This window comes from Qipengyuania intermedia (assembly GCF_019711615.1).
Taxonomy (GTDB): Bacteria; Pseudomonadota; Alphaproteobacteria; order Sphingomonadales; family Sphingomonadaceae; genus Qipengyuania; species Qipengyuania intermedia.
On record NZ_JAIGNS010000001.1, the window covers coordinates 890176 to 913361 of the forward strand.

30 protein-coding genes and 1 pseudogene are annotated in these 23186 nt (G+C 62.0%); 14 read left to right on the forward strand and 17 right to left on the reverse strand.

The features are described from left to right. Positions 1-11 precede the first annotated feature (11 nt). Both K3179_RS04350 and dksA read right to left on the reverse strand, forming a co-directional pair. A complete protein-coding gene (locus tag K3179_RS04350; RefSeq protein WP_221562633.1) occupies positions 12-377 on the reverse strand; it encodes a PilZ domain-containing protein in 366 nt (121 codons plus the stop codon). Between the two features lie 119 nt (positions 378-496). Then, positions 497-955, reverse strand: a complete 459-nt coding sequence (dksA, locus tag K3179_RS04355; RefSeq protein ID WP_221562634.1) for an RNA polymerase-binding protein DksA — start codon at positions 953-955, stop codon at positions 497-499. 271 nt (positions 956-1226) lie between these two features. On the opposite strand from dksA, the gene K3179_RS04360 reads away from it, so the two are divergent. After that, positions 1227-1559: a hypothetical protein gene (locus tag K3179_RS04360; protein WP_221562635.1), complete on the forward strand. Its 333-nt coding sequence runs from the start codon at positions 1227-1229 to the stop codon at positions 1557-1559. Between the two features lie 7 nt (positions 1560-1566). On the opposite strand, the gene K3179_RS04365 is transcribed toward K3179_RS04360, so the two are convergent. From K3179_RS04365 to K3179_RS04385, 5 genes are read right to left on the reverse strand one after another with little or no spacing between them, the layout of a single operon-like run. Next, positions 1567-2700 carry a GNAT family N-acetyltransferase gene (locus K3179_RS04365; protein WP_221562636.1) on the reverse strand — a complete coding sequence of 378 codons (1134 nt, stop codon included), beginning with the start codon at positions 2698-2700 and terminating at the stop codon, positions 1567-1569. Continuing rightward, entirely contained in the window at positions 2697-3464 is a 768-nt protein-coding gene (locus tag K3179_RS04370) for a glycerophosphodiester phosphodiesterase family protein (protein ID WP_221562637.1), read from the reverse strand. Before K3179_RS04370 ends, K3179_RS04365 begins: the two co-directional genes overlap by 4 nt. Next, positions 3442-3900 carry a RidA family protein gene (locus tag K3179_RS04375; RefSeq protein ID WP_221562638.1) on the reverse strand — a complete coding sequence of 153 codons (459 nt, stop codon included), beginning with the start codon at positions 3898-3900 and terminating at the stop codon, positions 3442-3444. Before K3179_RS04375 ends, K3179_RS04370 begins: the two co-directional genes overlap by 23 nt. After that, positions 3897-4526 (reverse strand): HAD family hydrolase, encoded by a 630-nt coding sequence (locus K3179_RS04380; RefSeq protein ID WP_221562639.1) that lies wholly within the window; start codon positions 4524-4526, stop codon positions 3897-3899. The genes K3179_RS04375 and K3179_RS04380 overlap by 4 nt, the downstream gene beginning before the upstream one ends. Next, positions 4523-4807, reverse strand: coding sequence for a DUF3572 domain-containing protein (locus K3179_RS04385; protein ID WP_247712864.1), 285 nt, complete (start codon positions 4805-4807; stop codon positions 4523-4525). The genes K3179_RS04380 and K3179_RS04385 overlap by 4 nt, the downstream gene beginning before the upstream one ends. Positions 4808-4860: 53 nt before the next feature. On the opposite strand from K3179_RS04385, the gene K3179_RS04390 reads away from it, so the two are divergent. From K3179_RS04390 to K3179_RS04405, 4 genes are all read left to right on the forward strand, one after another. Beyond that, complete coding sequence (locus tag K3179_RS04390) at positions 4861-5229, forward strand: response regulator (protein WP_090478469.1); 369 nt, start codon at positions 4861-4863, stop codon at positions 5227-5229. A gap of 118 nt (positions 5230-5347) precedes the next feature. Next, positions 5348-5590: an acyl carrier protein gene (locus tag K3179_RS04395; RefSeq protein ID WP_160596069.1), complete on the forward strand. Its 243-nt coding sequence runs from the start codon at positions 5348-5350 to the stop codon at positions 5588-5590. After that, the gene (gene spt, locus K3179_RS04400; protein ID WP_221562640.1) at positions 5590-6846 is read left to right on the forward strand and encodes a serine palmitoyltransferase; all 1257 of its coding nucleotides are present in this window, start codon (positions 5590-5592) and stop codon (positions 6844-6846) included. The genes K3179_RS04395 and spt overlap by 1 nt, the downstream gene beginning before the upstream one ends. Before the next feature lie 58 nt (positions 6847-6904). Then, positions 6905-7336, forward strand: coding sequence for an OsmC family protein (locus K3179_RS04405; protein WP_221562641.1), 432 nt, complete (start codon positions 6905-6907; stop codon positions 7334-7336). Positions 7337-7393: 57 nt separating this feature from the next. Here the strand turns inward: K3179_RS04405 and K3179_RS04410 are convergent, their stop codons facing one another. Then, entirely contained in the window at positions 7394-8239 is an 846-nt protein-coding gene (locus tag K3179_RS04410; protein WP_221562642.1) for a sterol desaturase family protein, read from the reverse strand. Between the two features lie 100 nt (positions 8240-8339). Between K3179_RS04410 and K3179_RS04415 the strand changes: the two genes are divergently transcribed. Further along, the gene (locus tag K3179_RS04415; protein WP_221562643.1) at positions 8340-8975 is read left to right on the forward strand and encodes a Crp/Fnr family transcriptional regulator; all 636 of its coding nucleotides are present in this window, start codon (positions 8340-8342) and stop codon (positions 8973-8975) included. 1 nt (position 8976) lies between these two features. On the opposite strand, the gene K3179_RS04420 is transcribed toward K3179_RS04415, so the two are convergent. Next, on the reverse strand, positions 8977-9615 hold the full coding sequence (locus tag K3179_RS04420) for a YqaA family protein (RefSeq protein ID WP_221562644.1): 639 nt from the start codon (positions 9613-9615) through the stop codon (positions 8977-8979). Positions 9616-9828: 213 nt separating this feature from the next. Here K3179_RS04420 and K3179_RS04425 point away from each other — a divergent pair, with 213 nt between their 5' ends. The 5 genes and pseudogenes from K3179_RS04425 (at position 9829) to K3179_RS04445 (ending at position 13264) form a co-directional block, all read left to right on the forward strand. After that, positions 9829-10458, forward strand: coding sequence for a hypothetical protein (locus K3179_RS04425; RefSeq protein WP_247712793.1), 630 nt, complete (start codon positions 9829-9831; stop codon positions 10456-10458). Beyond that, a pseudogene (locus tag K3179_RS04430) lies at positions 10455-10910 on the forward strand (terminase large subunit domain-containing protein); the annotation flags it as partial. The gene K3179_RS04425 and the pseudogene K3179_RS04430, both read left to right, overlap by 4 nt. Before the next feature lie 58 nt (positions 10911-10968). After that, a complete protein-coding gene (locus K3179_RS04435; RefSeq protein ID WP_247712794.1) occupies positions 10969-11307 on the forward strand; it encodes a DUF2793 domain-containing protein in 339 nt (112 codons plus the stop codon). Positions 11308-11504: 197 nt separating this feature from the next. Further along, a complete protein-coding gene (locus K3179_RS04440) occupies positions 11505-12635 on the forward strand; it encodes an OmpA family protein (protein WP_221562646.1) in 1131 nt (376 codons plus the stop codon). Positions 12636-12730: 95 nt separating this feature from the next. After that, entirely contained in the window at positions 12731-13264 is a 534-nt protein-coding gene (locus K3179_RS04445; RefSeq protein WP_221562647.1) for a superoxide dismutase family protein, read from the forward strand. Positions 13265-13274: 10 nt separating this feature from the next. Here K3179_RS04445 and K3179_RS04450 read toward each other — a convergent pair whose 3' ends face one another. From K3179_RS04450 to K3179_RS04460, 3 genes are read right to left on the reverse strand one after another with little or no spacing between them, the layout of a single operon-like run. Next, positions 13275-14918, reverse strand: a complete 1644-nt coding sequence (locus K3179_RS04450) for an MFS transporter (protein WP_247712795.1) — start codon at positions 14916-14918, stop codon at positions 13275-13277. A 4-nt stretch (positions 14919-14922) separates the two neighbouring features. Beyond that, positions 14923-15639, reverse strand: coding sequence for a 7-cyano-7-deazaguanine synthase QueC (gene queC, locus K3179_RS04455; protein ID WP_221562648.1), 717 nt, complete (start codon positions 15637-15639; stop codon positions 14923-14925). A 39-nt stretch (positions 15640-15678) separates the two neighbouring features. Further along, complete coding sequence (locus tag K3179_RS04460; protein ID WP_247712796.1) at positions 15679-15990, reverse strand: hypothetical protein; 312 nt, start codon at positions 15988-15990, stop codon at positions 15679-15681. On the opposite strand from K3179_RS04460, the gene K3179_RS13505 reads away from it, so the two are divergent. Then, the gene (locus tag K3179_RS13505; protein ID WP_282098701.1) at positions 15989-16120 is read left to right on the forward strand and encodes a hypothetical protein; all 132 of its coding nucleotides are present in this window, start codon (positions 15989-15991) and stop codon (positions 16118-16120) included. The genes K3179_RS04460 and K3179_RS13505 overlap by 2 nt on opposite strands. A gap of 94 nt (positions 16121-16214) precedes the next feature. On the opposite strand, the gene hslO is transcribed toward K3179_RS13505, so the two are convergent. The 4 genes from hslO to K3179_RS13510 all read right to left on the reverse strand — a co-directional run bounded on the left by hslO (position 16215) and on the right by K3179_RS13510 (position 20204). Next, positions 16215-17120 (reverse strand): Hsp33 family molecular chaperone HslO, encoded by a 906-nt coding sequence (hslO, locus tag K3179_RS04465; RefSeq protein WP_221562650.1) that lies wholly within the window; start codon positions 17118-17120, stop codon positions 16215-16217. A 45-nt stretch (positions 17121-17165) separates the two neighbouring features. Then, positions 17166-18128, reverse strand: coding sequence for an ornithine carbamoyltransferase (gene argF, locus K3179_RS04470; RefSeq protein WP_221562651.1), 963 nt, complete (start codon positions 18126-18128; stop codon positions 17166-17168). Further along, a complete protein-coding gene (locus K3179_RS04475) occupies positions 18128-19318 on the reverse strand; it encodes an aspartate aminotransferase family protein (RefSeq protein WP_221562652.1) in 1191 nt (396 codons plus the stop codon). Before K3179_RS04475 ends, argF begins: the two co-directional genes overlap by 1 nt. A 133-nt stretch (positions 19319-19451) precedes the next feature. Next, positions 19452-20204, reverse strand: coding sequence for a cold-shock protein (locus K3179_RS13510; RefSeq protein ID WP_221562653.1), 753 nt, complete (start codon positions 20202-20204; stop codon positions 19452-19454). A 256-nt stretch (positions 20205-20460) separates the two neighbouring features. Between K3179_RS13510 and K3179_RS04485 the strand changes: the two genes are divergently transcribed. Continuing rightward, positions 20461-21279: a TerC family protein gene (locus K3179_RS04485; protein WP_221562654.1), complete on the forward strand. Its 819-nt coding sequence runs from the start codon at positions 20461-20463 to the stop codon at positions 21277-21279. Beyond that, positions 21276-21716: a protein tyrosine phosphatase family protein gene (locus tag K3179_RS04490; protein ID WP_221562655.1), complete on the forward strand. Its 441-nt coding sequence runs from the start codon at positions 21276-21278 to the stop codon at positions 21714-21716. Before K3179_RS04485 ends, K3179_RS04490 begins: the two co-directional genes overlap by 4 nt. On the opposite strand, the gene K3179_RS04495 is transcribed toward K3179_RS04490, so the two are convergent. Further along, on the reverse strand, positions 21717-23135 hold the full coding sequence (locus K3179_RS04495; protein WP_221562656.1) for an amidohydrolase: 1419 nt from the start codon (positions 23133-23135) through the stop codon (positions 21717-21719). Positions 23136-23186 lie beyond the last annotated feature (51 nt).

Consider the following 23186-nt stretch of genomic DNA (forward strand, 5'->3'; position numbering starts at 1 on the left):
GCGCAAGCGGGTCAGATCTTGCGAAGTCCGGCGTTGTATTGCGCGTAACTGCCGGCGGGGCGGGCGTAACGCGGCGCTTCCGACTGCGACTGGCCAGGTGTCGAACGAGCCGCCTTCGCATCGATGTCCTGTTCGAACGCGATGCCCATGCGGTTGCCCTGCACCCACGCGACCGTGCCGCGCACAGGGTGGATGTTCCGCAGTTCGACGACCACGCGATCTCCGCGCGACAGCATCAGGTGACCTTCCGCCATCATTCCGCCGTCCGAGAGATTGCGCACCTTGACGCGCGAGAGTTCGTTCGCGCTGTCCAGGCGGATTTCCGCAGTCAGGAAAAGGCTATCCCGATTGAGGTGTCGCGTGTCGATCGAAGGCAAGGCCAATCGCTCCAAGGCTGCTCGTTCCGGGCATGGCATCGAGCCATGCGTCCTAACGCGGCAAGCTACTGTTCGGCCGTGAAGAAATGGTTACCTCTCCCGCAAGATTTACGTTGCGATCAGGTGTCGCGCGAAATCTTTTCTCGGCGCTCGTGAGCCGTTTGAGCTTCCACGGTCATCGTTGCCACCGGACGGGCGATGAGGCGACGCAAACCGATGGGATCGCCCGTCTTTTCGCAATAGCCATATTCGCCTTCATCGATCCTGCGCAGCGCCGCATCGATCTTGGCGATCAGCTTGCGCTGGCGGTCACGTGTACGAAGCTCGATGCCCCAGTCGGTTTCGGACGAGGCACGGTCGTTGAGATCGGGTTCGCGGATCGGCCCGTCCTGAAGAGATTGCAGCGTCTGGCCGGCCGCATCGTGAATGGATTTCTTCCAGTCGAGCAACAGCACGCGAAAGAAATCCAGCTGCCGTTCGCTCATGTACTCTTCGTCATCGGACGGGACATAATTGTCGTCGACGGCGGCTTTCGCCTTTGCAAGCTTTTCGGAGACACTCGAAGCCGAAGTGGCCATTGATCCCGTATTCCTTCTACCCAAGGTACTCGAAGCTGCTCCTACCCGCCGGGCCGAATTTTTCCGGTCCCGTGCTGCTTCCTAGATGGCGCGGCCTATAGGTCGCAGCTTGGCGCCGCACAAGGAGCAATCCGGAGACTTCCAGAGCCCTGTGGCAAATTCGACGCATCGAAAGCGCCGATGCGGGAATCCGCGTTAACCTTTTATTGACCATAAGAGGCGAGGACTGTCCTCACCCGGCGGGGGGCCGGGGCAATGGGGGAAGTTCGAAATGACCGTACTCACGAGCATCGAAGGCGGCGCAGGCCGTATCGACCAGAGCGATGAAGGCGCAGCAACGATCGCCGAATGCCTTGCGCAGTTTGCCCAAGGCAGCATCGACGCGCTTTACGATTTGGGAGTCGCTTTCTCGACCGGAAGCCACGGTGTCGTTTGCGACATGATCGAAGCGCACAAGTGGTTCAACATCGCTGCATCCAAGGGCCATGAAGAGGCAGCATGGTGCCGCGCCGACGTGTCCGATGAGATGACCGCACGCGAAATTTCCGAGGCCCAGCGCCGCGCCCGCCAGTGGCTCAGCGAAGGACAGCGCAAAGTCGCCTGAACGCCGGTCAGCCGCGCTTGAACGGAGTGCGGCGATCGAGGTAATTGCGATCCGCGGCAACGCCCTTGCGCTCGCGCTCGAGGAAATCCGCGATGGCTTCGCGAAAGCCGGGGTCGGCGATCCAGTGAGCGGAAGTGGTTTCCACCGGCTCATAACCGCGGGCCAGCTTGTGACCGCCCTGCGCCCCTGCCTCGACGCGTGACAGGCCGAGTTCGATCGCCGCATCGATCGCCTGGTAATAACACAGCTCGAAATGCAGGAAGCGCACGTCCTTCGTGCATCCCCAATAGCGCCCGTATAGTGCTTCGCCGCCGATGAAATTGAGCGCGCCGGCAATCGGCTTGCCGTCTTCGAGCGCCAGAACCAGCATCAATTTCTCGCCCATTCGTTCTCCGAACAGGTCGAAGGCATCGCGGGTGAGATAGGGACGTCCCCATTTCCGCGCGCCGGTATCCTGGTAAAATACCCAGAACGCATCCCAATGCTCGGGCCGGATATCGTCCCCCGTCAGCCGGACGATTTCGAGACCGGCTTGCGCGGCTGCCCGCTCCTTGCGCAAATCCTTGCGCTTGCGGGAGGTGAGCGAGGCGAGAAAATCGTCGAAACTTGCATAGTTGCGGTTCATCCAGTGGAACTGGATGTCGTTGCGCAGCAGCCAGCCGGCAGCTTCGAAAAACCGGATCTGGCCCGGCTCGATAAAGGTCGCATGAGCCCCCGAAAAACCGTTCTGGAGGCACAATTGCTCGGCAGCTTTCAGGAGCGGAGCTGCAAGGCTGTCGTCCGACAGCAACAGCCGCGGACCTGTGGCGGGTGTGAAAGGCGCAGTGATCTGGAGCTTGGGATAATATTCGCCCCCTGCCCGCTCGTATGCATCGGCCCAGGCGTGATCGAAAACGAACTCGCCCTGGCTGTGACCCTTGAGATAGGCGGGCAAGGCAGCGAGCGGCGGGCCATTTTCGGACGCAATGATGACCGGTGCGCTCTGCCAGCCGCTGCCCGCACCGACGCTGCCTGAATCTTCCAGTGCCGTCAGGAATTCATGACGCATGAAGGGATTGTCGCCCGCCAGCGCATTCCAGGCATCTTTCTCGATCGCACCGACCGATCCTGCAACCCTTGCGGCAAGTTCGCCTTCGCTCACGCCAGGCCATCCCCTTCCGCGATGAGTGCGTCGGCGTACCTCTGACCGGTGTCATGGGTCGCGGCGGAATTGACCGTCCAGGTCAGGACCGGAAAACCGCGCTCCTTCAGGGCAGCGACCATGGGATTGGGAAGCGCAGCGACGTGATAGGCGATGAAGTCCGGCTTCGCGATCCACAGGGCAAGATGCCGCTGCCAGGCCTGCTGCGTCATCCCGTGCTCGTCCTCGCGCACGACGAGGCCGCGCACCGTTTTCGGCGAGTGTTCGGCAAACCAGCGGCTGACACGGGGATCGAAACTCATCACGGCGTGACGCCCGGCGTAGCCTGCCAGTGCATCGCGCACCGCGCGGCAGCTTTCCTCGATATCGTAGCGGCGACGGGACTTGATCTCGACCAAGATCGGGACACGTGTGTCGACCAGATCGAGCAGGTCGCCCAACCGCGCGAGCTTATGCTCGCTATCGAGGAAAGCGATCTGCGCCAGCTCGTCGGCACTGTAGTCGGATAGTGGGCCGGAAATGCCGGTTAGCCTGTCCAGCTCCCAATCGTGGACCAGCATGGGTGCATGGTCGCGGCTGCGCTGGATGTCGCATTCGATGCCCAGCCCCGCTTCGACTGCAAGCTCGAATGCGGCGAGGGAATTTTCCGGCACGCCGTCCCGGTGCATCCCCCTGTGCGCATAAGTCCAGTCGCGCAGCCAGCCGATCCGCGCCGGGTCCGGCGCCGGAACGATCAGGCGATCAAGCGGGGCGAAGAGCGACAATCGCGTCGACCTCTACTGCTGCATCGAGAGGGAGGACCGGGACGCCGACAGCGCTGCGCGCATGGCGCCCCGCCTCACCGAAGACTTCGAACATGAGGTCGCTCGTTCCGTTCACCACCTTGGGCTGGTCGGTGAAGTCCGGCGTACTCGCGACGAAGCCACCAAGCTTGACGATCTGTTCGACCCGCTCGAGCAAGCCGGCGGCCTTGAGCTGCGCCATGATCATCAGGCCGCAGGCGCGCGCCGCCGCCTGCCCCTGTTCGAGCGACACATCCGCGCCTAGCTTGCCGGTCACAAGCTTGCCATCGACGAAGGGAAGCTGGCCGGAAATATACGCGGTCTGGCCGGACACTACGAGCGGCTGGTAGCTGGCTACCGGTGCGGCCGCTTCGGGCAAGGTAATGCCCAGTTCTTCCAGCCTTGCTTCGATGGTCATGCGGTTTCCTTTTCGAGTTCTTCCTTCAGCCACGGAAGGGCGTGTTCCCAGGTGTCGATCCGCGCATCGGCATGGCCGGAGGTATGCGCGCAGTCGATATGCGGTGCCAGCATCGGCTCGCCGCACAGGTGCAGCGTCGTGATCTGGCCGATCGTATCACGCGCAGAACGGTGATGCTGGGCAAGATCATCGATAAAGATCGCCTTGGTCGGATTGTATTCGTCGAGAATGCGCTGGAGCGCCGGTCCCTTGGGGCCCTGGTTCGTGAAGACGCGGGCGTTGAGGCCATGGTCGGCAAGCTGCTGGGTGCGCATCTGCTGGCGCTTGTCCACGAGGTTCGTGAGGATCACCACGTCCGCCTGCTCGCCGAGTTCGTTGATTCCCTCGATCGCGCCGGGGATCGGCGACTGGCGGTGCATCTCGGTATCGAAGAACTTGCCCAGCATCCGCCAGATGTCGTCGGGCGCAAGGATCTCGCCGGTTTCCTGCCACCTCAGGGCCTGCGAGAAATCATTGCCGTTCATGCGGAATTCGACGCCCTGCGTCTCGTCCAGCCAGTCGCGAAAGGGCGACACCATGTAGAGGAGGACTTCATCGCAATCGGAGATGATCAGGGGGCGGCTCATGCAGACAGGCTCCTGTGGGCAGCGACAAGCGCTTCGGGCGTCGTGCCCAGCGCATCGGCTGCCGAGATAAGGTCGGGTTCGTGATTTGCGAGGAATTCAAGCACGGCCGCCTGCACGTCCCGCTCGCCGATACCGTGGCGAAGGCATTCGGGCGTCAGGCCGGTAAGGGACAGCAACCGCTCGGCGCGCCGGTCGTCGACCAGCGCCCAGCCGAGCGCCTCAAGCGCCAGGACTTCGGGTGCGCGGGTTTCGCCGGATTTGTCGTTGGATAGAATTGTCAGCCCTTTCGCTTGTCACTATGCCCCGGTGCCAGATCGCAGGAGACGGCAAGCACGTGGCAAAGAGAATACTCGTTGTCGAGGATAACGACCTCAACCGGAAATTGTTCTGTGACGTGCTGAAGGCCAACGGCCACGAGGTCGTGCCCGTCGCCGACGGCAACAATGTCATCGCCACAGCCCGCAAGTTCGCGCCCGATCTCGTCATCATGGACATCCAGCTGCCCGGCGTGAGCGGGGTGGATTTGATCGCCGAGCTGAAGGACAATGGCGACCTCGCCAAGGTGCCGGTGCTCGCCGTAACGGCCTATGCGGGCAAGGGCGACGAGGAGCGCATCCGCGGCGCGGGCGCGGAAGATTACCTCGCCAAACCGGTATCGATCGGCCCTTTCATGGCCGCCGTGCGGCGCCTTGTCGGCGAGTGAGATAGCGCGCCCACGCTTGACAAGCGGGGCCGGAAACCGCTTTGCCGCCCATTGATTATCTACTGCAAGCGCCGCGGGTCGCCCCTGCCGCTGTAACATTACAAGGACTGGACCCTTCATGGACCGTGCCGAAGTCGACGCAAAAATCCGCGAAATCGCAGAACCCTTCAACAAGAAGGGCGTCACCATCACCGAAGACACCAGCTTCCAGAACGACCTGGAATTCGACAGCCTGACCGTCATGGATTTCGTCGCGGAGATCGAGGACGAATTCGACATCATCATCAGCATGAACCAGCAGGCCGAGATCGAGAAATACGGCCAGCTCGTCGATGCCGTGACCAAGATGCAGGCCGACTGATGAGCGAGGGTATTTCCCAGCCGGACCAGCCGCAGACGCTCGAGGGACACAAGGGCGACAAGGATCTCTTCTCCAAGTTCGACGACATCATCGCGATGCGCCAGGGCTTGCTCGACAGCGGCGTCGAGGACCCGTTCAACCTCGTCATGGAAAAGGTCCTCTCGCCGACCCGCGCCATCTGCAACGGGCGCGAGACGATCCTGCTCGGTACCTATAATTACATGGGCATGACCTTCGACCCGGACGTGGTCGAGGCAGGCAAGCAGGCGCTGGCCGATTTCGGTTCGGGCACGACCGGCAGCCGCGTGCTGAACGGCACCTACCAGGGGCACAAGGACGTCGAGGAAGCGCTCAAGGACTTCTACGACATGGACCATGCGATGGTCTTCTCCACCGGCTACCAGGCCAATCTGGGGATCATCAGCACCATCGCGGGCAAGGGCGATTACATCGTCCTCGACATCGACAGCCATGCCAGCATCTGGGACGGCTGCGCGATGGGCAATGCCGAAGTCGTGCCCTTCAAGCACAATGATATCGAAGCGATGGAAAAGCGCCTCAGGCGCATACCGGGGGATGCCGGCAAGCTGGTCATCCTCGAAGGCGTCTATTCGATGCTGGGCGATGTCGCGCCGCTGAAGGAAATGATCGCGGTCGCGAAGAAATACGGCGCCATGGTGCTGGTCGATGAAGCGCACTCGATGGGCTTCATCGGCGAAAACGGGCGCGGCGTAGTGGAAAGCGCCGGGGTGATCGACGACGTCGACTTCATTATCGGCACTTTTTCCAAGAGCGTGGGCACAGTGGGCGGATTCTGCGTCTCCAACCATCCCAAGTTCGAGATCATGCGCCTGGTGTGCCGTCCCTATGTCTTCACCGCCTCGCTCCCGCCGAGCGTCGTGGCGACTGCCTGCACCTCGATACGCAAGCTCATGCACGGATCGAACAAGCGCGCGCATCTCTGGGAGAATTCCAAGAACCTGCACAAGGGGCTGAAGGACTTGGGCTTCCAGCTCGGCACCGAAGAACCTCAAAGCGCGATTATCGCGGTCATCATGCCCGACCTCCAGCAGGGTGCCGCCATGTGGGAAGCGCTGATCCAGAACGGGCTTTACGTGAACCTTGCCCGGCCGCCGGCAACACCGGCGAACATGACCCTGCTGCGGTGTTCGCTTTGCGCCGAACACAGCGAAGAGGAAGTGGGGGAGATCCTCGAAATCTTCGAAAAATCGGGCAAGGCCGTCGGGATAATCTGACTAGGCGGGAACGCGCGTCCCCGCCTGCTCGTCTCCTTCCATGAAGGAGAACGATCAGATGAAGACTACCAATAGCGGCAGCGCGACATACGAAGGACTTGGCAAGGACGGCAAGGGGCACGTCTCGACCGGATCGGGCGCCCTCGCCGCGCAACCCTATGGCTTCAACACCCGCTTCGAGGATGCGCCCGGAACCAATCCCGAAGAGCTTGTCGCCGCTGCCCATGCAAGCTGTTTCACCATGGCCCTGTCGTTCAAGCTGGCCGAAGCAGGCTTCACCGACGGCCGAGTGGTCACCAGTGCAGAGGTGACGCTTGAAAAGCAGGATGGCGGCTTCACCGTCACCCGGTCCGCCTTGTCCACGAAGGGCAAGGTCGAGGGTATGGACCAGGCCAAGTTCGAAGAACTGGCCGCCGATGCCAAGGCCAATTGTCCGATCTCAAGACTGCTGAATTGCGACATCACTCTCGAAACCAAGTTCGAAGGCTGAATCCAGTTTTTCGCGAGAAAGGCCGGCCGGAGGTTGCGAAACGGCCGGCCTTTCCCGTCAGGCGACCTTGGCCGTCGCCTCCTCTCCAACCGATGGTTCCATTTCCCGGTTCTCGGGGAAGATCGGCCACATGAGCTGCTGGCCCAATGTCGCGGGCGCGAGGTTTTCGACGCCATAACTCTTGGGGAAGCTGCGCGTGATCTTCGCGGTGCCGAATAGGACATCCCAGAAGAACAGCAGGTTTCCGTAATTGCCCTTGTACTGAACCGCCGGATCGTCGGCATGGCGGCCGTGGTGCGCATGGTGCGTGGCAGGCGTCGAGATCGTCCGCTCGACCACCCACATCACGGGCGAGAGCCACTTGATCTTGTAGAGGGGCTTGTCCCAGGCGACATCGGAATGCGCGCCGGTGATGACCAGCAGCTTTACCACGATATAGCCGGCATAGACCCAGCCAAGGCCGAGGTAGATCAGCACTCCCGACAACCAGATGCCCGGCATCATTGCGTAATAGAATATGTTGTTTCGGTACACGAGCCGCACGCTCATGTACTTCGCGTTATGGTGCGCGCGATGCAGGTTGTAGAGCCAGTGGAAACTGTGGCTCGCGCGATGCCACCAATACTGCATCATGTCGTCGAGGATCAGGAACAGCCCGATCGCCAGGAAGATGTTGATGCCTGACAAGGCGCCTTCCCATTGCGGTGCGATCATACCTGCCAGTGTGGCCGAGGTGAACAGGACGGCAGGCTGGGTCAGGCCGAGCAGCATGACCATGCTGACCGCTTCCACGATTCCGTCATCGCGGGTCTGTTCGGATTTGCGGAACAGGTTGGTCCGCCACAGCTCCAGCAGGGCGAAGCCGAGGTAGATGCAGATGATCGCAATGGTCGAAGCAGGCATGGGTATCTCCCTTGTCGAATCCGGGCCTAGCGTTTACCGAAGCGAAATAATGTTAAATGTTTTACATTCTGACCTGACTCGGCGCTCGCTGGTGTCGCCCATGCTGTTTTCCAGCCTCGACCCGGCCTTGCAGGCCCACCTGCTGCGCGGGTCGGCGGAGCGGCGCTACGAAGACGACCAGATCATCCAGCAGCGCGGCGAGATGGCCGATGGTTTCTGGCTGATCGAGGCGGGCGAGGTCATGGTCGGCCAATTCCTGCGCGAAGGAGATTTCCGCGCGGTCGCCCTTCTCGGCAAGGGCGATTCCTATGGCGAGCTTGCGGTATTCTCCAACCGCCCCCGCATCGTCGATGCCGTGTCGCGCGGGCAGAGCACGCTGCGGCATATCTCGGCCAACCGCTTCCTCGATGCGCTCGGCAATTACCCCGCCTCGATGAGAGCGCTGCTGGGCGCCCTCTCGCACCAGTTGCAGGACACTCTGTCGCTGCTCGCCGGGATGCGGCGCGGGACCAATCCGGCAAGAATGGCCGAACTGCTCGTGAATCTGGCAGGGGAGGTCCGGCGCGAAGCAAGGGTCGAAATCACGCAGCAGGAACTTGCCGAACTGCTCGGCATCACGCGGGTCACGGCCAACGCCGCGCTCAAGATCCTGCAACAGGCCAGGCTGATCGAGCGCGGGTACGGCACGATCATCGTGCGCGACCGCGACCGCTTGATGCAATTCGCGCTGGACTAGATCAGCTGGCGTCGATGGCTGGCGGGTTGCTGCACACGCCGCCTTCTTCGTCCTCGCTGCCGCCAAGCTGCGTGAGGACCAGCACGCCGCCTACCACCAGGACGACGAAGGCCGTGGTGACGAGGCCGAGGTACTTGTCGATCACCTGCTTGATCGGCGCCCCGAAAACGCGGAACAGGATGCCCACCGTCATGAAAATGAGGGCGCGGGCGAACAGGCTCGACAACACGAAGGTGACGAGGTTCATGCCGACGAAGCCCGCGGTAATGGTCAGCAGCTTGAATGGGACCGGTGTTGCCCCGGCGATAAGGATCGCTTCGAAGTCGTATTCGCGCAGATGACACGCCGCGACAGGGAATGCCTCGGTCAGGCCGAGCGCCCCGATCAGCCACGCCCCCACGGTGTCGTACAATCCCCACCCGATCGCATAGCCGAGCATGGCACCCGCGACCGAGGCCAGCGTCGCGACCAGAGCGAACTTCACCGCCTTCTTCGGTTCGGCAAGGCACATGAGGCCAAGCAGCGGATGCGGCGGGATCGGGAAGAAGGAGGATTCGATGAAGCAGAAGAATGCCAGCCACCAGACCGCATGCGGATGCGCGGCCTTGTCCATTGTCCAGTTGTAGAGGCTACGCAGCATGTTCGGTTGACCCTCGAAATCGAAGCCAGCGGACTAAGGCAGAGGAGCCGAGTAGGCAAGCGCCACCGTATAACCTATTTGGTTCTTTTTTCTTGACATCGTGACGCTATTTGGCTAGACAAATCAAACATCGCGATAGTGTGATTCACTCGAAAGGGCGGCCGACAGGTCGCCCTTTTGCGTTTCATACGTCCGCCGGATCGGGAGGGAGCCATGGGAAAATCACGATCTTCTGCCCGCCACGCCTGGGAAGCCGCGTTCCTCAAGGCATTGCGTGAATATGGAAAGGTCAATGCAGCTGCGCACGCCGCCGGAATAACCACCGGGCCGCCCTATAACAGGCGCAAGGTCAGCGCCTCCTTCGATGCACAATGGAAGGAAGCGCTCGCTGTCTACAAGAGCGGGAAAAGCAAGCGCATCCGTAATAGCGAGGACCGCCCCGCCCCGCGCCAGTGGAAACGCGTCTTCCTCGACGCGCTCGCGGAAACGTCCAATGTCGCAGGCTCGGCAAGGCAGGCGGGTATTGCCCCGCGCGTGGCCTATCGCACCCGTCGCATTTGCGACGACTTCGCCGCCGACTGGCGCGCCGCGCTGTTCGAAGGATATGCCAATCTGGAAATGGAAGTGCTCGGATACCTTCGCGATCCGGCCCCTACTCACAAGATGGATGTTACCGCGGCGCTGCGCCTGCTCGCGGCCCACAAGGAAACGATCGCGCAGGAACGCGCCACCCGCGCCAATGTCAGCGCCGCCGAGGTCCGTGCCTCCATCGAACGCAAGGTCGACGAATTGCGCAAGAAGGTCGCCGGACGCGACATCCAGCCGGAGCGCCCGCACCCATGAACCGACCACTGTCGCGCCCCGAGGTCTGGGCGAGGCTCGAGGAGGAAGAGCTGGCCGACCATGTAGGGGGCATGAGTGAGGGAGAGCTCGGCGAGTTTGCCTATGACTTTCAGAACCATGCGCATGACGGCCAGCTGCCTCCGGAGGGCGACTGGTACATCTGGCTCGTCATGGCAGGACGCGGTTTCGGCAAGACGCGCGCCGGGTCCGAATGGGTACGCAGCATCGCCGACCGCGATCCCCAGGCGAGAATTGCGCTGGTGGCGGCCAGTCTCGGTGAAGCGCGCGCCGTCATGGTCGAGGGCGAAAGCGGGATCATCGCCTGCTGCGCGCCCGACAAGAGGCCGACCTTCGAGCCCTCGCTGTGGCGGATCAGCTGGCCCAACGGAGCCGTTGCCACGCTCTATTCGGCCGCGGAACCCGAGGCCTTGCGCGGTCCGCAGCATAGCCATGCTTGCGGGCCAGGCGCAGAAGGAGTTTTTCGTCAACGAGGCGCTGGCCCGGATCGACATGCTGCTCAACCCAGTCGTTGAGGGAATCCTGTCGGTTCCGCCGGCCGAGCCCACCTCGGGAGCATGCTATATTGTCGGTGAGCAGCCGACGGACGAATGGGCTGGTCTTGCCGATGCAATTGCAGGATGGATCGATGGGCAATGGACCTTCGCCTCGCCGTCACCCGGATTGGCAGTACACGAAAAGTCGAGCGGCACATCCTTGCTTTACTCGAATGGCTGGCAGCGCCTGGAAGCGCCAACCACTCCATCCGGAGGAGACGTCGTCGACGCGCAAGCCCGCACAGCGATCGAGGAACTAGTCGCGCTATTAAGGCAACGCGGCCTATTCGCATGATAGTTCGGAACCGTATCCCGAAGTCATCGTTAGGGGGTTGTCTGAGAGTGAGATATCGCTCGGACAGCTTTGTATTTCGACGGGAATCGCGACATTCTTGCAACAGTTCCCGTCCAATGCCTGCTTGCCACGTGTGAGCGGGAAAGTTAGATAACCACCACTCGGTGGCTCCAATTCGCAAAAAGGGGAAATAAATAATGCGGAATTTCGTCCTAGGAATGGCGATGGCCTCTACGGCCCTTGCATCGCCTGCCCTCGCACGAGATAATTCGTGGTACATCGGCGCCGAATTCGGCCCGATGATCGCGGAAGATCTCGACTTCAACCTCGTTGATGAAGACGGCGCAACGCTGGATACGCTCAGCGTCGATCTCGACACCGGCTATGACGGTGGCGGCTACGTCGGTTACGATTTCGGTGCCTTCCGCCTGGAAGCAGAAGTCAGCTACCGTGACGCCGACACCGATACGGTCGATGTTGGTACGAGCGGCCTCGCATACGGCTCGGGCTTCAACGCACCGGCTGGTGAAACCGATGCTGCCGGCAGCGTCAACTCGCTCAGCTTCATGCTGAACGGCCTGTTCGACTTCGGCCCCGATGATGGCCTCCAGCTTTATGCCGGTGGTGGTATCGGTGTTGCTCGTACGAGCGTTGAAACCCGCATCTTCGACCAGGGCAGCCCCTCGATCGACGATTCGAGCAGCGACATTGCATGGCAGCTTCTTGCTGGCGTCAACGCTCCGCTGAGCGACAACGTCGACGTTGGCCTGCGCTATCGCATGTTCACCGCTGAAGACGTACAGGTCGTCGATCTCGGCGGTCGTGCTCTCGACGGCAAGCTGCGCACGCACTCGCTGATGGGTACGCTCACCTACAACTTCGGTGCGCCTACTCCTCCGCCGCCGCCTCCGCCGCCTCCGCCCCCGCCGCCTCCGCCCCCGCCGCCGCCGCCGCCGCCGCCGCCGCCGGCTCCGGTTTGCCAGCAGGGTCCGTACATCGTCTTCTTCAACTGGGACGAGTCGGACATCACTCCGGAAGCAGCGACGATCCTCGACAACGCGGTTTCGGCATACGCCAACTGCGGCATGGCTTCGGTCATGCTCGCTGGCCACACCGACACCTCGGGTTCGGCCCAGTACAACATGGGTCTGGCAGAGCGTCGTAACTCGTCGGTCCGTGATTACCTGACCGCACGCGGCATTCCCGATGGTCGCATCAGCAGCGAAGCCTTTGGTGAATCGCAGCTGCGCGTTCCGACCGCCGACGGCGTTCGCGAACTCCAGAACCGTCGTGTGGAAGTCACCTACGGTCCGGGTTCGGGCATGTAATTTCACTCACCGAGTGAAAACAGGATTAGGGGCCGGAGCAATCCGGCCCCTTTTTCGTTGGTCCCTTGTGATTTCAACCAACAAGGGATCCCTAAATGAATTACGCAAAAGCCCTCTTGGCAATTTCTGCAGCGGTGCAGCTCGGCGCATGCTCCACTTATGGAAGCATACCAACCGAGCGCGTCGGTAGCGCCACTCTCGCTTTCGGTAACGGCCTGCCCGCCGGCACGGTCCAACTACTCTCGGACGGTGAGACCGTCACGATGGGCGTCGCGGCCACGGGCCTCGAGCCTGGCGCGCACGGCTTTCATCTCCACACCACCGGCAAGTGCGAGAGCCCCGGCTTCCAAAGCGCAGGTGGGCATCTCAATCCCGCGGGACGAGAACACGGCAGCGAGAACCCTGCCGGCAAACATCTTGGCGATCTGCCGAACCTAGTTGCGAACGACGCAGGCCGCGCGACTGCTCAGTATGACCTACCCGGCTCCGCCAGCAGCGTCCTGGAAGATATCTTCGACGCGGACGGAACCGCCGTCGTGATCCACGCAGGACCGGACGACTACCGCAGCGATCCCGCAGGCGATGCCGGTTCACGCGTTGCCTGCGGCGTCATCAAAGCCGCTGGCTAAACCGAGGCCGCTAGACTGACTCCCCGGCCGCGCGAGCGCGCTCCAGAACGGAAGCGCCCGCGGCCGGTACCAGCTTGAGCGCCGCAAGCAGCAGCACAAACCCAAACGGCGCGGCCACCAAGGTCGTCAGCATGCCGGTGCTCAACCCTCCGGGACTGACAGCAGATACGTAACCCGCAAGGAATGGCCCGATCCCGAGACCGATCAAAGTGGTCGAGAGGAAGAAGATAGCCGTCGCCATTCCGCGCATGCGGGGCAAGACCAGGGCCTGGCTGCTCGCCGCTGCAGCACCCAGCGCCGAAGCGCTGGTCATTTGCGCAAGGAAGCTCGCGACATAGAACACGGTGAGGCTCTCGGTCGTGTAAGCGACGACGATCGGCGGAAGCGAAGCGAGCAGGCCGAACAGGATGACCATTACACGCCCGTTCTGAAATTTTTCCAGGAGGTAATCTGCCATGCGTCCGCCCAAGATTACCCCGAGAAAGCCCGCCAGTGCAGACGGCGCGCCGAGGAACCAGCCGAGGTCGGTCTTATCCGCGCCGAGAACGCGCTCCGCATAGGGTGCACCCCAATAGGACGCCGCATAAGCCATGAACGCGACTGTGCCATAGCCCAGCACGACGCTGAGGAATGCTGGCGAGCCCCACGTAAGGCGGAAAGTCGGGAGATCGCGAGTATATAGCGCCGTCGCCCAGCTGAAGACTGCGTAATATCCAACGCCAAGGAATAGCCACTGGTCGCTGACCGGCACACCCGCTGCGGTCAGTCCAACCGCATCGGACAAATAGGCCGAGGCCCCGGGTGTAATCGACGTCAGGAACACAGCAATGACAGCGAAGGCGACAAGGCCCGCGACATTGATGGCGAACGCGCCGAGCCCGCGCTGAAACGCGCCAAGGAGCGTGAAGGGCGGAATGACCTGGAAAAGCTCCTGGAAGAACCCGCGGAACGGATGCGGATTTTCCGGAGTGGGCAGGCCGTCAATTTCTCCCCGTACGGGCTCCCGTAGGGTCAGGACCCAAAGCGCAAGCAGGAGCCCCGGGATACCGACCGACAGGAATGCCGCCTGCCAGCCAACAAGACCGAGTGGGCCGCCGTCAGGGTAGGCTTCGTTCCAATTCTCGACGACCAGACCGCCAATCAGCAACGAGATGCCGCCGCCGATGTAGAGGCCGCTAGAATAGATGGCTAGCGCGGTGGCACGCAGGCGCGCTGGAAACCAATCCGAGATCAAGGAATAGGCCGAAGGGCTGGCTGTCGCTTCGCCAACGCCGACGCCGACGCGCGCAGCAGTAAGTGCCCCGGCATTCTTCGCGAAGCCCGACAGTGCAGTCATCGTGGACCACAACGCCAGGCCGATTGTCATCAACCGGATGCGTTTCCAGCTGTCCGCCAGTTTGCCGAGAGGTATGCCGAAGAGCGCATAGAAGACGGCAAAAGCGGTACCGTAAAGAAATCCGAGATAGTCGTCCTCGACACCAAGGTCGGCCTTGATGTCATTGGCCAGGATCGAAAGGATTTGCCGGTCGATGAAGTTGAGAACGTATACGAGGACGAGAACGCCCAGCGCATACCAGCTGTAGGCAGGGACTTTGGAATCCGGTTGAGGCGACGCTTCGATTGTCTTCTCGCTAGTCACGTCGCTCTGGCTCAAAATCCTACTCCCTCAAATCAGGCGCTTCCGGCGCATAGGCAGTCGTATCGACTAGCCCCGCATCGTCAAAGCCCTTTCGACGAAGTCGGCAAGAATCGCACGCCCCGCAAGCCGTTCCATTTTCCGTTGGATCGTAGCAGGACCAGCTCCAGGAAGGGTCGAGATCGAGGCGATAGCATTCGCGCGCGATGTCGGCTTTGCTCATATGCTGGAGCGGCGCGTGGATCGAAAACGGCTTCCCTTCGACGCCTTGCTTGGTGCCCAGCCGGGCGGTCTCGGCGAAGCTTGCGATGAATTCGGGTCGGCAGTCGGGGTAGCCTGAATAATCCAGAGCATTCACGCCGATAAAAATGTCCCGGGAATGCACGCTTTCTGCAAAGGCGGTCGTAAGCGCTAGAAAGACGAGATTGCGGGCCGGGACATATGTAACGGGAATATCGTCGCCGACGCCCTCTTTCGGAACGTCGATGTCGTCCGTCAGCGCCGAACCCCCGAAGCGGCGCAAATCGAGAGGCAGCTCGACATGGCGCGATACGCCGAGAAGGCGCGCAATCTTGCGCGCCGACTCCAGTTCGCGAATATGGCGCTGACCGTAGTCGATTGTCAGTGCATGGACGGCAAATCCCGCTTCGCGCGCGAGAGCGGCACTGACCATCGAGTCCAAACCGCCCGACAGCAACACGACTGCCGGCGGCGAATCCGCTTTGGTAGTTTCATTCATGAGAGGGCAGCTAGTGCCTTCGCCCTTCGCGGGCAATGCTCACCGGCAAGAACCGGTGCGGCGTGCCTCAGCCGAAAACTGGAACGGTCGCCCGCCGACGATGCCTTGGCTATCAATCTGCACCAGCGAAGGCCCCTCCTTGCGCACGTTTGTACGGCCGTAGCCGTCTCCGGGACAGGTATACTGGACCGTCACTTCATTGCGGCCGTCTTCGACCACGAAGCGATTGCATCCGCCTGCCGAATGGCGCAACTGGATCAATTCACGACCGGTGCGAACGCAGACTTTGCGAGCGGGAGATCCGTCCCGAAAACGAAGCTGCCACTCCCCTTTTTCGAGCGAATCGAGCATGGCGAGCGAAGACTGGGCAAGTGTCGGCGACGCGACGGTACCGACGCATAGCAGTGCCAACGCGCCTCCAATCACGCCAAGTTTCTGTTTTCCGGTCACTTTCACCAATTACCTCGATTATCTCGCCTGATACGTCGTATCTAGGCCAGGATTATGAATATTCTGCGCTGAACCGCTGCAGAACGCCCTGGTTCCCAGTCTAGCCGCGTGTCTACTGTATCAGGCTAGGCTTCGATCGGGAACTGACGCGAACAGAACGCGCAATCGACTTTGATTATTCCGTCTTCATCACGCATTTCGGCCCGCTCGGTTTCTGCAAACTTCGCAAGCACACTTTCGTAGTGTTCTATCGAACACCTGCAGCCCTTCTCGATTGTATGGCCGCTGCTGATCCTGATCTCGTCTTCCTCGTGAAAGAGGCGCCAGACGATCGCTTCGAGCGACAGTTCCGGGTCGAGCAGTTCTTCATGCCGCAGCGATCCTGCCAAAACCGAAACATGCTCCCACTCAGGATGGTCGAGCCTCGCGTGCAGACGCTCACGACCTTCCTCTCCGTCCGGCAAGTGCTGAACCAGCATGCCCGCAGCCAGGCAACTGCCCCCGGTTGCGCGAACTGCGGTACGGATCAGGGTAGGGACCTGTTCGGACTGGAAGAAATAGGCTTCGCACGCTTCAGCAAGAGAGTCGCCCTCCAGAGGTACGATACCCTGATAACGACCGCGTCCGCCGGTCATATCGAAGGTAATGGCGAGGTATCCCTTGCCGAAGAGCGCAAAAAGCGACGGGTTCGCCCCTAGTTCGACGAGCTTTTCGTCGTCGAAATCGACATATCCGCGCAGCGCCCCGTCCTTGTAATCGCATACGAGCAGATTGATGGCACCGGCTTCGGTCTGCGCCTGCATGGTGACCTGGGATCCCTCGCCTTTGAGCAGGCCGCCCATGAGGGACGTCAGCACCAAAGCTTCCGCCAAGAGGTGCGTAATCGGCGCGGGATAGTCGTGCGCGGAGAGGATTTCGTCGAGAGCTGTGTCGAGCCGCACGACGCGGCCGCGGGCATCCCGTGACGGGATAGCGAAAGACAGAGTCTTTCCGGCGAAAGTTTCGTCCTGGGCGGGCTGATTATCGGTCATGGCGCGCAATATGGTGCGGCGCGCCCAGATTTACAGACCCCGCCGTCAGCCGATCAATCCGTGGCACCAGAGCAGGATGGCTTTTTGCGCGTGAATGCGGTTCTCCGCTTCGTCGAAAACGACCGACTGGGGGCCCTCGAACACAGCTTCGCTCACTTCTTCCCCGACGTGGGCGGGCAGACAGTGGAGGAATTTTGCATTTTGATTGGCCAGCGCCATCAGGTCGGTATCGACTTGAAACGGCGCCATCGCTGCAAGCTTGGCGTCGGCATGATCCTGCCCCATCGACACCCAGGTGTCCGTCACGACCACATCGGCACCGCGCGCCGCTTCACCGGCGTCGTTTGTCAGTGTCACCTTCGAGCCGGCAGACCGAGCCATTTCGACGAACTCGGATTCCGGTTCGTATCCGGCCGGCGTTCCCACGCGCACGTTGAATTTGAATAGAGCGGCTGCTTCCAGAATGGAGTGCAGCACGTTGTTGCCATCGCCCAGCCAGGCGATCTCCAGCCCGGGCAGCGCCTTGCCGTGTTCCACCATGGTCAGCAGGTCGGCCACGATCTGGCAGGGATGCGAACGGTCGGTCAGCCCGTTGATCACCGGTACGTGGGCATAGTGCGCCAGTTCCTCGGCCTTGGCGTGATCGTCGGTGCGGATCATGATCGCATCGACCATCCGGCTGAGCACGCGCGCGGTGTCTGCGATGCTCTCGCCGCGTCCGAGCTGGCTAGTACCGGAATCAAGGATCAGGGCCGATCCGCCGAGCTGTCGCATCGCGATATCGAAGCTGACGCGAGTACGGGTCGAATTCTTCTCGAAGATCATGCCGAGTACATGGCCCGCGAGCGGTGCATCGGCGTCGGGCTTGCCCTTGGGCCAGCCCGCCCGCGCCGCCTTGCGATCCTGCGCGTCGGCAAGCATGGCGGCAATCGCATTTCCGCCCGCGTCCGACAGGTCGAGGAAATTCCTCACTGCCGGCCCCAGGTCGAGTGCGTTGCCGCCTGCCATCAGGCGTCTTCCGGCGCGAAGCTCGCCGCGCCTGCGGAAAGCTTGTCGAGGAATTCGTCGAACTCCGCATCGCCTGCCACCAGCGGCGGAAGGACGCGCAGGGTCTGATCCCCTGCAGCCACGCACAACAGCTGGTGATTATCCCGCAGGTGGACGAAGAACGGCCGGCTCTCCACCTTCATGCGGATCCCCAGCATCAGGCCCTTGCCGCGAACGAGATCGAAGAGGTCGGGATAGTTGCCGATGAACTGCTCGAGTCGGCTGCGCAGGCGCTCGCCCTTTTCGGTGACTTCGGCGAGGAATTCGTCATTCGCAACAGCGTCCATCACCGCCATGCCTGCTGCCATCGCCAAGGGATTGCCGCCATAGGTGGATCCGTGCGTGCCGAAGCCCATTCCGCGCGCTGCTTTTTCCGTCGCAAGGCAGGCGCCCAGCGGGAAGCCGCCACCGATGCCCTTGGCACTCGCCATCACGTCGGGCTCGACCCCGTAGTGCTCGTAGGCGTAGAGCTTGCCGGTGCGAGCGACGCCGCACTGCACTTCGTCGAATACGAGCATGAGATCATGCTCGTCGCACATGGCCTTGAGACCGTGGATGAATTCGTCCGATGCCGGACGGATGCCGCCTTCGCCCTGAATGGGTTCGACGAGGAAGCCTGCGGTCTTGTCGCTGACCAGCGCCTTCGCGCTCTCGAGGTTGTCGAATTCGGCATACTGGAAGCCGGCGAGCAAGGGGTGGAAGCCCTTGTGCATCTTTTCCTGGTTGGACGCGCTGATGGTGGCCATCGTACGGCCATGGAAAGCGTTGGTGAAGGTGATGAGCTCGGTGCGGTTCGAGTCGCCATCTTCGTGCTGGTGATAGGCGCGCGCAGTCTTGATCGCGGTTTCGACAGCTTCGGCGCCGGAGTTGGTGAAGAACACCGTGTCGGCGAAAGTCTTGTCGACGAGCCGCTGCGCCAGTGCCTCGCCCTGCGGACTTCCGTAGAGATTCGAGACATGCATCAGCTTCTCGGCCTGCCGCTGGATCGCCCCGATCAGCCCCTTGTGGCTATGGCCGAGCAGGTTGACCGCGATGCCGCTGGCGAAATCGAGATAGCGCGTGCCATCTTCGTCGATCAGGTGACAGTGGTCGCCTTCTACGGGGCGCACGCCGCAGCGCGGGTAAACGGGCATCAGCGGGGTAATCGACATCGGACCTCCGGTATTCTCGAAAAGCGAAACGACAAATGGCGGCCCCGAACGGGAACCGCCATCTGCGTAATGTTCGACGATCTATTGCTTCTGCAACGCCGGGTCAAACAGGCGCTACGGAAACCGGCGGAAATTATTCCGCAGGAACGAGATTGACCGCCGAATACTTGCCTCGTCGATCGACCTCGAGATCGAACTCGTAGCGTTCGCCTTCGTTGATGGCCGACAGACCCGAACGCTCGACCGCGCTTATGTGCACGAAAGCATCGGGCTGCCCGTCATCGCGGGTCAGGAAGCCGAAGCCCTTCATGGAGTTGAAGAACTTTACCGTACCGGTCGCCTTCTCACCGGTCAGTTCGCGGCGCGGAGCTTCGCTGCGCGATTCGACTGCGATGACATCGCCGACAACCTGCAGGTCCTGCGCCGACACCTTGCCGCCGCGATCCACGAGGTTGAATTCCAGTTCCTGTCCTTCGGCCAGACCTTCGAGGCCGGCGCGCTCGACAGCGCTGATGTGAACGAAGATATCTTCACCGCCGGTATCCTGCTGGATGAAGCCGAAGCCCTTCTGCGAATTGAAGAACTTCACCTTGCCCTTGCCAGTGCCGACAACCTGGGCGGGCATGCGATTGCCACCGCCGCCACCGCCGCGCGGACCGCCGCCGAAGCCGCCGCCGCCGCCACGATTGCCGCCGCCGAAGCGGTCACCACCGCCGCCACCGCCACCGAAACGATCGTTACCGCCACCGAAGCGGTCACCGCCGCCACCGAAGCCGCCGCCCTGCTGGTCGAAACCGCCGCCCGGACCACCGAACGGATCGTAGCTGTCTTCCCCGAAACCGTCCCGCTTGTCCCGTCCGCGGCGGCGCCCTCTGTCGTAACCCATAACCCTGCAAATACCTTGTCGTTCAGCTCGAAACTCACTGCGAACGGCGCGGGAGCTGAAACGCGCCGGACGCGGGCAGACACGAGCGAAATGCGCGAGACCTACCCCTCAAACCATTACGCATAGCGCGAAACCGCGCGTCAAGCGAATGATTTAGCATTTACCCCATGTCTCGCGAGCGATTGTGACATTTTCGCATGAATTCGCGCAGGTTTCTTCGCTTGCATCGACGATCTCGCTTCGGCATCGGTTCGAAATGGAAATCATGCAGCTTCTCAGCGATCCGGCCGCCTGGCTCGCCCTGCTCACGCTGATCGCGCTCGAAGTCGTCCTCGGGGTCGACAATCTCATCTTCATTGCGATCCTGTCCAACAAGCTGCCCGAACATCAGCAGCAGCGCGCGCGACGTATCGGGCTTGCGCTGGCGCTGATCATGCGGATCGGCATGCTGCTCCTGATCGGCTGGCTCGTCACCTTGCAGACCCCGCTGTTCGATCTCGGAATCGTGGGCCCTCCGGTCGAGGGGACCAATAAGGCGAGCTTCGAGACGGCGTTTTCCGGTCGCGATCTCATCCTTCTGGCCGGCGGCCTGTTCCTCCTGTGGAAGGCCACCAAGGAGATCCACCATTCGATGGAGCCGGAAGACGATTCGGGTGATCTCCTCGACAAGACCCCTGGCGTCGGCGCAGCGGCCACCGCAACCTTCGGCGCGGTCATCGCACAGATCGTCGCCATCGACCTCGTGTTCTCCGTCGATTCGATCCTGACTGCGGTCGGCATGACCGACGAGATCCCGATCATGGTCACGGCGGTCGTGATCACTGTCGGCATCATGATGGTGGCAGCCGATCCACTCGCCAAATTTATCGAGAAAAACCCGACGCTGGTCATGCTGGCGCTCGCCTTCCTCGTCATGATCGGCCTCGTGCTGATCGCGGACGGGTTCGGCTTCCACGTGCCGAAGGGCTATATCTACGCCGCCATGGGCTTCTCCGTCGGCGTGGAAATTCTCAACATCGTCCAGCGGCAGCGCCGGGCGAAAGCCGCTGCGCTCGCCAAGGGAGACGCCGCATGAACGAATTCCGCAGGATCACCGATACGTTCTATGCCAGCCCGCAAATCGATCCCGAGCAAGTGGCGGAGGCAAAGGCGCAGGGTTTCACGCTGATCGTCAACAATCGCCCCGACGGCGAGGAACCCGGTCAGCCGGAAGGCTCGGCAATCGAATCCGCCGCACGCGAGGCGGGTCTCGACTATATCGCAATCCCGGTGAGTTCGGCAGGCTTCAGCCAGCCGCAAGTCGAAGCCTTGCGCGACGCGCTTGGCAAAGCTGAAGGCAAGGTCCTGGGCTTCTGCCGGTCCGGCACCCGCTCGACCTTCCTGTGGTCGCTTTCCCAGGCTGCCGATGGTGCAGAACCCGACACGGTGGCCGCAGCGGCGCGCAGCGGTGGATACGATGTCTCGCCCATTCGCCCGGCCATGGATGCGCTGTCCGCCAACGCCCGCGGCTGATTACTCGCGATAGTCGAGCGGGGGATCGCGGTCCCCCAGCAGCGAGACGTATTCATAATCCTCGCCCCGCGCAGCATCGAATTCCGCGCGGGCGGCCTTGCGCATTTCCTCGTTCGTATAGAGCTCAGCCGCCATCAGGGTCAGCGCCTTGGCGGCCAATTGGGCGCCTTTGTGCCCGATCGAATGACCGCTTGCTGCCACTGCCTGCCAGCTATGTGCGCTCGTGCCGGGCACCCAGGTCGCGGTGCGCACGCCGACGGTCGGAGTCGCCCAGGACACGTCGCCGACGTCGGTAGAACCATAGCCAAGCGTCTTGGCATAAGGCTGCACCTTGCCCGCCTCCTCCAGCGGTTCGGCATTCTCTCCGAAGCTCTTCGCGATTTCCTCGGCCCAGGCACGTTCTTCCGCAGTGTACTCGATCCCGCCGAGGCTGCGCAGCTTGCGGTCCATCGCGCGGGCCAGCGTCTCGTTGACGAGCAGGGGATTATTGCCGTGGATCACCTCCCACTCGACCTCTGTGCCCGTGCCCATTGCAGCGCCCTTGGCCGCCGCTTCAAGGCGGGTCCACAGCGCCTGCACTTCGGCAGCATCCGAATGCCGCACGTAATAGAAGACCTCGGCAAAATCGGGGATGACGTTGGGAGCCGATCCACCCTCGGTGATGACGTAGTGGATGCGCGTGTCCATGCTGGTGTGCTCGCGCATCATGTTGACCATCATGTTCATGGCCTCGACCCCGTCCAGCGCGCTGCGCCCGCGCTCGGGAGCGCCTGCCGCATGGGCGGAAATGCCGCGGAACCTGAACTTGGCGGAGCGGTTGGCGAGGCTGGTCCGGGCCGCTGCGCTGTTTTCATCGGCCGCGTGCCAGTGAAGCGCCACGTCGACATCGTCGAACAGCCCTGCGCGGGTCATATAGACCTTCCCGGATCCGCCTTCCTCGGCCGGTGTTCCGTACAGGCGGATCCGCCCCGGCGTTCCCGTCTTTTCCAGCCAGCGTTTGACCGCAATCGCCGCGGTCAGCGATCCGCCTGCAAACAGGTTGTGACCGCAGGCATGTCCCGCGCCATGTTCCGACTGCTCCCGCGTGGGCGCGGCGGTCTGGCTGATGCCCGGCAGGGCATCGTATTCAGCAAGGATCGCGATTATCGGTCCGCCCTCGCCCCACTCCGCCAAGAAGGCCGTGGGTATATCCGCAATGCCGGCCTCAACTTGGAAACCCTCGCTCTGCAACTCATCCTGCAGCAGCCCGCTAGACCGGTTCTCAAGATAGCCGAGTTCGGCCCAGCCCCAGATCTGCTGAGAAACGCGCGCCGTCCGGTCTTCCTGCGCTTCGACTTCCGCCACCGGATCGGCGGATTGCGCGGCAAGCGGCATGGACAGGCAGGCGGCGACCACCGGTAGCAGGGCGACTTTCTTCATTGCGTATCTCTCCGTTTGGCCAAACTTGCCGCAAAGCGCAGCGCGTGCCAA

Bases quoted from the DNA above. Each gene is read 5' to 3' on its own strand.
- hslO (WP_221562650.1), bottom strand. From the start codon at position 17,120: ATGACCGATAATCAGCCCGCCCAGGACGAAACTTTCGCCGGAAAGACT.
- K3179_RS04445 (WP_221562647.1), top strand. From the start codon at position 12,731: ATGAATTACGCAAAAGCCCTCTTGGCAATTTCTGCAGCGGTGCAGCTC.
- K3179_RS04490 (WP_221562655.1), top strand. From the start codon at position 21,276: ATGAACGAATTCCGCAGGATCACCGATACGTTCTATGCCAGCCCGCAA.
- K3179_RS04425 (WP_247712793.1), top strand. From the start codon at position 9,829: ATGGGAAAATCACGATCTTCTGCCCGCCACGCCTGGGAAGCCGCGTTC.
- K3179_RS13510 (WP_221562653.1), bottom strand. From the start codon at position 20,204: ATGGGTTACGACAGAGGGCGCCGCCGCGGACGGGACAAGCGGGACGGT.
- queC (WP_221562648.1), bottom strand. From the start codon at position 15,639: ATGAATGAAACTACCAAAGCGGATTCGCCGCCGGCAGTCGTGTTGCTG.
- K3179_RS04475 (WP_221562652.1), bottom strand. From the start codon at position 19,318: ATGTCGATTACCCCGCTGATGCCCGTTTACCCGCGCTGCGGCGTGCGC.
- K3179_RS04395 (WP_160596069.1), top strand. From the start codon at position 5,348: ATGGACCGTGCCGAAGTCGACGCAAAAATCCGCGAAATCGCAGAACCC.
- K3179_RS04435 (WP_247712794.1), top strand. From the start codon at position 10,969: ATGCTGCTCAACCCAGTCGTTGAGGGAATCCTGTCGGTTCCGCCGGCC.
- argF (WP_221562651.1), bottom strand. From the start codon at position 18,128: ATGGCAGGCGGCAACGCACTCGACCTGGGGCCGGCAGTGAGGAATTTC.
- spt (WP_221562640.1), top strand. From the start codon at position 5,590: ATGAGCGAGGGTATTTCCCAGCCGGACCAGCCGCAGACGCTCGAGGGA.
- K3179_RS04440 (WP_221562646.1), top strand. From the start codon at position 11,505: ATGCGGAATTTCGTCCTAGGAATGGCGATGGCCTCTACGGCCCTTGCA.
- K3179_RS04415 (WP_221562643.1), top strand. From the start codon at position 8,340: ATGCTGTTTTCCAGCCTCGACCCGGCCTTGCAGGCCCACCTGCTGCGC.
- dksA (WP_221562634.1), bottom strand. From the start codon at position 955: ATGGCCACTTCGGCTTCGAGTGTCTCCGAAAAGCTTGCAAAGGCGAAA.
- K3179_RS04420 (WP_221562644.1), bottom strand. From the start codon at position 9,615: ATGCTGCGTAGCCTCTACAACTGGACAATGGACAAGGCCGCGCATCCG.
- K3179_RS04360 (WP_221562635.1), top strand. From the start codon at position 1,227: ATGACCGTACTCACGAGCATCGAAGGCGGCGCAGGCCGTATCGACCAG.
- K3179_RS04410 (WP_221562642.1), bottom strand. From the start codon at position 8,239: ATGCCTGCTTCGACCATTGCGATCATCTGCATCTACCTCGGCTTCGCC.
- K3179_RS04405 (WP_221562641.1), top strand. From the start codon at position 6,905: ATGAAGACTACCAATAGCGGCAGCGCGACATACGAAGGACTTGGCAAG.
- K3179_RS04380 (WP_221562639.1), bottom strand. From the start codon at position 4,526: ATGAGCCGCCCCCTGATCATCTCCGATTGCGATGAAGTCCTCCTCTAC.
- K3179_RS13505 (WP_282098701.1), top strand. From the start codon at position 15,989: ATGGCGAGCGAAGACTGGGCAAGTGTCGGCGACGCGACGGTACCGACG.
- K3179_RS04495 (WP_221562656.1), bottom strand. From the start codon at position 23,135: ATGAAGAAAGTCGCCCTGCTACCGGTGGTCGCCGCCTGCCTGTCCATG.
- K3179_RS04485 (WP_221562654.1), top strand. From the start codon at position 20,461: ATGGAAATCATGCAGCTTCTCAGCGATCCGGCCGCCTGGCTCGCCCTG.
- K3179_RS04375 (WP_221562638.1), bottom strand. From the start codon at position 3,900: ATGACCATCGAAGCAAGGCTGGAAGAACTGGGCATTACCTTGCCCGAA.
- K3179_RS04460 (WP_247712796.1), bottom strand. From the start codon at position 15,990: ATGCTCGATTCGCTCGAAAAAGGGGAGTGGCAGCTTCGTTTTCGGGAC.